Raw genomic sequence first — 6,730 nt, 5'->3', positions numbered from 1 at the left:
GTGGTCAACCTAGCGTCAACTTAGGGGCATATTAGCGAATATCCTCGAATGCAAACTACAAAATTAATCGGTTTATGACAGAAAACAGTTGCTGTTTTGTTGGAAACCAGAAGATTCATAAAAATTGCCGCACTTAAATAAGCCTATTGATGAATGCTGGCTCTATTTTAAAAAGAAGCTTTTTTATTTCGGAAATGTGAACGTCCCTTGGATTTCAATTTCTTCCTTGGAAACGACCTGCCGGGCAGGAGCTGTGATCTGCAGCGTACAGCATCTGTATATAACTGTTCAATAATTGAAAGCTCAAACAGTCCGCAGAGTATTTTGGGAACAATACTTTTGATCCGTCCAATGATAAATGCACGATTGGCCTGATAACGGAACTTATTTGTGCTTTTGGCAGAAATCTGTATTTCCTCATCTGCTTCATTTTTTATAAGGGAGGCCAGATTCGATAAAAGCATATTTATATAAAATTCCTGCTGTATAGACACTACAGTAGCACCGGAAAACTCTTCCATGGCAAAGCGGCTTTTTAGTTCTTTGTACTTAAGTTCTACAGGCCATCTGTAGAAGTAAAGTTCCCGGAACATATCTTTTGTAACAGCAGGATCAAACAGGTTTGTTGCAAGATATTCTTTTGTACCATCATCAAGCGGAATCTCAAGGACACGTATGGGTACATCGGAAGTACCTTCTTTTGAAGTTCCCTGAAGAATGGAAATCATATCACCATTGCATTTTTTAGATAAATTGATTCCCTCTTTCAGTCTCATAACACAGAGATGCCCATGCTCTACACAGTAGCGGAACATATCTTCTGAATAATAACCTCTGTCAAAAATAATAATACTGTTGTTATATAGTCCCATATCTTCAAGAACTTCAAGATGTTCTAATGCAGCTGCTCGTTCAGAAGAAAGAAATTTATGGATAGATGCATGAAGGATATAATCATCCAGAACATCATAGATTATTGAAGCCAGTCCCATGGTATAACGTCGGTTTGGATCAGGATAGCTGGACATTTCGCCAAAAAAATCAAACGTCGATTTTGAATTCGGAAGTTCGATCCTGGAACCATCTACTGCAAAAAGATGATAACCCTGCCACAGCTTTCTTGAAGAGATCTGGCTGTAAAACAGATCAACAGAAAGGTAATAAAGTTCTTTAAACAGTGAAGGATTAATGAACTGTCTGGCTTTGGAAAGTGCCTGTTTAGAAACATCCGGAAAAGAAAGTGTGCCCAGTTCTTCTCTGATCTGTGAAAGATTCTGGAACATGGAAGCTTTTGAAGAGAAGAACAGATAAATAATAACTTGCAAAAGTGAAAGTTTTCTCCTCCGTACAAAATGTTTTTCCATTCGATGGGGTTCCAGTTTAACTTGATCTGTGATATAATCTTTAATGGATTGGACGATATTTTTACAAATATTGGTTCGATTCATATGGCATACCTCCTACGTATTGGAATAGATAAATATTTCGCTGGTAACGTAATATTGCTTAATCTATAAACCACATATTTAGGAGGATATGTCAAGATATTTATATAAAAAATCCAGAATATAAGCCCAGAATCGTTGAATTTTCAGCATTCTGGGCTTAAGTTGACCACATTGGGGTCAGACCCCAATGTGGTGCTAAAAACGGACGGCCGTTATGCTCCGCAGAGCGGCCGTTCTAAAACGCATTTGCGACCGCCGGAGGGCGCAAAATGCAGCTCACCTTGAAAAGGCATCAAGATTAAATTAATTATCCGCATAAATTACAGATATTGTTGGACTATCCTATAAATATTATCCAATTTATCATCATTTCTGAACTCATTAATACTATTAATATCAAACAAATTATGAAAATCATCCATTTCACCAATATATATTGGAATGTTATAATTAAAGTACTTGGAATCCAGTCTAAACTGGGATTGACTTCCCGTAATATCAATAATTGTACATCCCCTCAGAATAGAATCAAGATCACAGTAAGGATATATATTTATTTCTTTATTATAGCCATATCCTTCTAAAATCCTATTCATTTTATTTACTTCTTCATAATCTGTGGCTTCTTCAGCTCTTTGTATATTTTTCTGCAAAATAGAATCATCTAGCACAAGCCAAGCATGAGTTGTATTTGAATCACTTCCACTAACAACCTTTGTATAAATGCCTTGCTCCCCTAAAAACCTTGCCAAAATATCTGAAGCTTGTCCGCAACAGGCCTCCGGGAATTGATTAAATGGCCATTTACAAAATCTATTTTTTTTATGCGCTTGTTCTATTGCATCTCGATATGATTTTACCAAGTAATATAATTCACTTTCAATCATTATAATCCACCTTTCTTATCATCAACCAATTAAATATTCATTCCACCCCATAAACGTATAAATACAACATTTTATTGTTAAAATAACATCTCACCAGATATGATACATAGCGAAACTATTATTCCATATAAATATTTTTTTAATCCCAATTATATATTGTGCATGATATGGTAAATTGCCCCCGGATACCAGTCCCTTAATTTTCTTGCGATCTTTCTCCCTCCATTTTGCTTCGCTATTTTTAATAATAGTATCATCTATGATTATCCCAAATAAAAATCTGTCAGTCATCACAGATTTTTATTTCAATATGTTTTCCAAGTGCATTCGCATATTTCTCCAGTACAACCAGCGTTGGTACCCTGCCACCGCTCTCAAACCGGGCCATATTCGACGGTTTTATCCCTGTAATATCCGCTATTTCCTGCTGCGTCATTTTCTGGCGGTGTCTCTCCTCCACTAACTGCCGGATTGTTTCCGAAGATCTGCTCAACACCTTTTCCTGGATCTTCTCTGTATATACTTCCAGCCTCTTTTCCTTGGCTTCCTTTTCTGTCAGGTATTCTTTCATGTTCTCCTGCATTTGTTTATCTCCATTCCATCTCTGATAACTCATTTACGAGATTTTATCACTCATGATAAGTTTTTGCAAGATATTTCATGTTTCTTTTACAGAACTTTTAGCTCTGATTCATTTCTTTTATTTGGATTTCATGGGGTCTGACCCCAATGTGGTCTTTTAGAGCAACGTTAGTAGCCTATGCTCTCGTTTTCCTTTATAACTTCTGAAACTGCATGTCACACAGTCAGATGAAACACCGACACAGGTCATAAAGGACAGCAGCCATCCAAACAGCAAATGTTACATGTGGGTGCATCGTTCCGGCGAGTTTTATCAGGAGCGCCCTGTCGTGATATACGAATACCAGAAAGACCGGGATCATCAAAAGCCACTGGAATTCTACAGGGATTATAAAGGGATCCTTGTCACGGATGGGTTACAGCAGTATCATCTGGTAGATAAAAAACTGCCGGATGTGACCAATGCAAACTGCTGGGCACATGCCAGACGTGATTTTGCGGATGCGGTAAAGGCGATGGATAAAAAGGATCCCTCTGCTGGGCACAGTTCGGTCGCATATACAGCACTGCAGAAAATCGGGGGATTCTATACTGCAGATACCGAGCTGAAAAAGCTCTCATCTGAATAACGTCTTCAAAAACGGCAGGAGATCATCCAGCCGATGGTTGAGGATTTCTTTGCGTGGGTGAAAGAACAGCTTTCTCAGTGTACGGTCCCGCCAAAATCAAAAACAGGCCAGGGACTGCAGTATCTGGTCAATCAGGAACTTTACCTGAAAGTGTTTTTGACAGACGGAGATGTACCAATCGATAACTCAGCTTCTGAACGTTCCATCCGTACTTTCTGTATCGGAAAGAAAAACTGGATGTTCCATAACACGGCAAATGGAGCCTCTGCAAATGCTATGGTGTACAGTATTTCTGAAACCGCTAAACTGAATAGCCTGCGTCCATACTATTATTTTCGGCATATCCTCACAGAACTGCCGAAACGCTGCGATGTGAATGGAAAGATAAATCCGGCAGAACTGGATGATCTGATGCCCTGGTCGGAAGAACTTCCGGATGAATGCAGAAAATCGCGCCGCTGATGAGGTGGCGTTATATTATAGATGGGCGGATGATTTGACGTTTACCTTCTAACCCCAAAGAACTTTTGCTATAAACATAGCCCCCAAGTAAAGCCCCATTTACGAAAGCCAGCATCGCTCCCGCCAATGCCCTTTCAGACATGACTAATGGAATGATATATAGTTATCCGTTATCCAAATTGAAGTAATTTATATCAAATTATCCATTATAAATAAAATGTTGCTGATCGAATAATCCGGTGTCCGTGTCCCTGATTTCTCAGTTTGTCACTAATCAGATTTGCTCCCATCCGGATGTTCCAGATTAAAGATCTCATTACAGGTCATGATCGTGTAAAAATGTAAATTTATAGTAGACATGCTTTACGAAAAATCTTATAATATCTCCATAGGCAGATTCCAACATTTCAGTTTCAGGCTAGATTGGGATGGTTAGGCGGTTGAGTCATGTCAGAACAGCGATGTTCTGTTTATATAAATATCCTCATGACTTCATGACGGAAATACCCAAGAAGGAGGATATACACATGACAGTATCTTTTGTTATTTTTACTATAGTTTACGGAACTGTTAGTAGTATTCTTGGTACTTACATAGTTCGTATTCTTGATAAGAAATGCAAAAACGACCGCCATAGCTCAGATAGCGATCGTTAATGCGTTGAATATTTAATTTATTTAGCCTTAACCTTCCAAAGTTTGGCTCAACCGTCTAACGGAATCTGTCTTTTTATATACCAAGCTAACAACAGACATTTCTATCGCCTACTTAAATGAATATAATTCAAATACCAAATTAAAAAACTGGTTATAAGGTTATAAATAATAATCTTTTTAAAAATTATTCTTCAAAATAATCGATAAATAAAGCAATTGTTTTTTATGAAAAATATGGTTATATGGTTCTGTATATAATTACTATACCACATTTTTTTTATTATTCAAGTCAAAGTTATATTTTTCCTTATACAACAATTATCTTAGGTTAGCGTAAGTATATTCAATGTAAGTCACATAAGTTCATATATTGTCTTCCACCCACCGGACTATATACCCTTTGCTGGACGCGCGATCAGACCCCAATGTGCGCATGTTTTTCAGATGCTATTACACTTTTTCAATTATGCACTGATGCTTTTTACTTTTCTTGTCATAATTAATTCTCACAAGCAAAATATCACCGGTATAATCTGAAATCGAGGATGGGTATTTTCTGTCTTTAATCTGCTGTATTGCCGTCTGTACTTTCTGGTTCCACTTCAGTTCAACAACCAATGCAGGATAAGCACTTTTATATTCAGGCTTAGGGATAAAAATAAAATCTGCAAATCCGCGTCCTGTAGGAAATTCACGAACCGGTTTAAAATAATACTGCATAGTTCCCAGATAGGCAATGGCTAATACGCTGCTTAATGAATTTTCATCATGATACCTGATGACAGAAGCGTATTCATTATGAATTTTCTCAATTTGTGCAGCAACTGTTTCGTTATCCATATCCAGCGTTGCATCAAGTAAAGTCTCTGATTCCTGTTGGAACATAAGCATTTCATTCCATGACTTACTTTTTACAGCATTAGTCAGTTCCTGACGGATTTCTTCATTGGGAACAAAAGCAATTTTTTCTGTCTGATCATATCCAAGATATCCCAAATGGATCATATAAGTCAGTACATCATCCTTACTTTGAATATTAACAGTGTCATTTTTGAATGTTGCTGTATTAACTTTGACAGATGAGCCGGAAAGCATTTCAATGATTGCTGTTTTCAAGCCATCATAATTCATGTTGATAAAAGGCACAATCGCTTCATAAGAGGCTGTTTCCGACCAGTAACTCTTATATTCTCCTTTCAGCATTACGCTGACAACAGCTCTGGGATTATAAACCTGGTAATCTTTCAGCAGATATCCATCATACCATTTCTTTACCTTATCAAAATCCTGATGGTACTTATCTGACAACTTTTGTACTTCAGCTTCCGTAAATCCGATATACTGCGCCAGAATACTTGGACTTACCATGGTAAATTCATCAAAATTGTTTAAGGCAGACTGAGTTTTTTCCTTTTTAATTGGCAAAATACCTGTAAGATATGCAAGCTGAATATATTTTGTAGGCTCTGTCCCTTTGAAAATACCACGTAAGAAGCGGATATACTCATTCTTGATATCCTCTTTTGCAGCTTCATCGCGAATCAGAACATCCCATTCATCAATAATCACAATAAACTTTCTGCCAGTTACAGTATTGATCCGTGCCAGTGTCTCTGCCAGGGAATGATTTTCTGCCGGAAGTACATCAGGATAATATTCTCTTAATTCTAAAATTGTCTTTTCTGAAATATAAGAAACAACTTTCTCAGGACCATTGGCAGGCCCCATGCACCATTGAATATCCCAATGAATCACATCATACTGATTCAGATGTTTTCTAAAATCTTCTGCCTGACTGATTTTCAGTCTGGAAAACATTTCTTCTGAATCGCATCCTTTGCTGTAATACGCTGTAAGCATATTTGCAGTAACAGATTTTCCAAATCTTCTTGGACGACTATTGCATATAAAAGCATCTGTTGACCCCAGAACACTGTTTGTATAATTGAGGATTCCACTTTTATCAACATAGATCTTTGCATTCAAAGCTGCCTGAAATGCCAGATTATCAGGGTTAACGAACATTCCCATATTGACACACATCCATTTCTGTGACATGCTCCCGC

The 6,730-nt window shown here is 37.5% G+C and carries 5 protein-coding genes and 1 pseudogene; 2 read left to right on the top strand and 4 right to left on the bottom strand.

What is annotated here, in order from left to right:
- Window positions 1-167: 167 nt before the first annotated feature.
- The 3 genes from AC075J_RS01095 to AC075J_RS01085 all read right to left on the bottom strand — a co-directional run bounded on the left by AC075J_RS01095 (window position 168) and on the right by AC075J_RS01085 (window position 2,918).
- Window positions 168-1,448 (bottom strand): IS4 family transposase, encoded by a 1,281-nt coding sequence (locus AC075J_RS01095; RefSeq protein ID WP_476389863.1) that lies wholly within the window; start codon window positions 1,446-1,448, stop codon window positions 168-170.
- A 320-nt stretch (window positions 1,449-1,768) separates the two neighbouring features.
- The gene (locus AC075J_RS01090) at window positions 1,769-2,335 is read right to left on the bottom strand and encodes a hypothetical protein (protein ID WP_008704384.1); all 567 of its coding nucleotides are present in this window, start codon (window positions 2,333-2,335) and stop codon (window positions 1,769-1,771) included.
- Window positions 2,336-2,618: 283 nt separating this feature from the next.
- Complete coding sequence (locus AC075J_RS01085) at window positions 2,619-2,918, bottom strand: helix-turn-helix domain-containing protein (protein ID WP_008704385.1); 300 nt, start codon at window positions 2,916-2,918, stop codon at window positions 2,619-2,621.
- Window positions 2,919-3,120: 202 nt separating this feature from the next.
- Here AC075J_RS01085 and tnpC point away from each other — a divergent pair.
- Both tnpC and AC075J_RS01075 read left to right on the top strand, forming a co-directional pair.
- A pseudogene (gene tnpC, locus AC075J_RS01080) lies at window positions 3,121-3,801 on the top strand (IS66 family transposase); the annotation flags it as partial.
- Window positions 3,784-4,008: a transposase domain-containing protein gene (locus AC075J_RS01075; protein ID WP_306774066.1), complete on the top strand. Its 225-nt coding sequence runs from the start codon at window positions 3,784-3,786 to the stop codon at window positions 4,006-4,008. The pseudogene tnpC and the gene AC075J_RS01075, both read left to right, overlap by 18 nt.
- A gap of 1,106 nt (window positions 4,009-5,114) precedes the next feature.
- On the opposite strand, the gene AC075J_RS01070 is transcribed toward AC075J_RS01075, so the two are convergent.
- On the bottom strand, window positions 5,115-6,695 hold the full coding sequence (locus tag AC075J_RS01070; RefSeq protein ID WP_020993830.1) for an AAA family ATPase: 1,581 nt from the start codon (window positions 6,693-6,695) through the stop codon (window positions 5,115-5,117).
- Window positions 6,696-6,730: the final 35 nt, after the last annotated feature.

Source organism: Blautia sp. ZXY-1-C6, assembly GCF_056339875.1.
The sequence above is the reverse complement of the archived record's forward strand: the minus strand, read 5'-3'. Positions and strand labels throughout refer to the sequence as shown.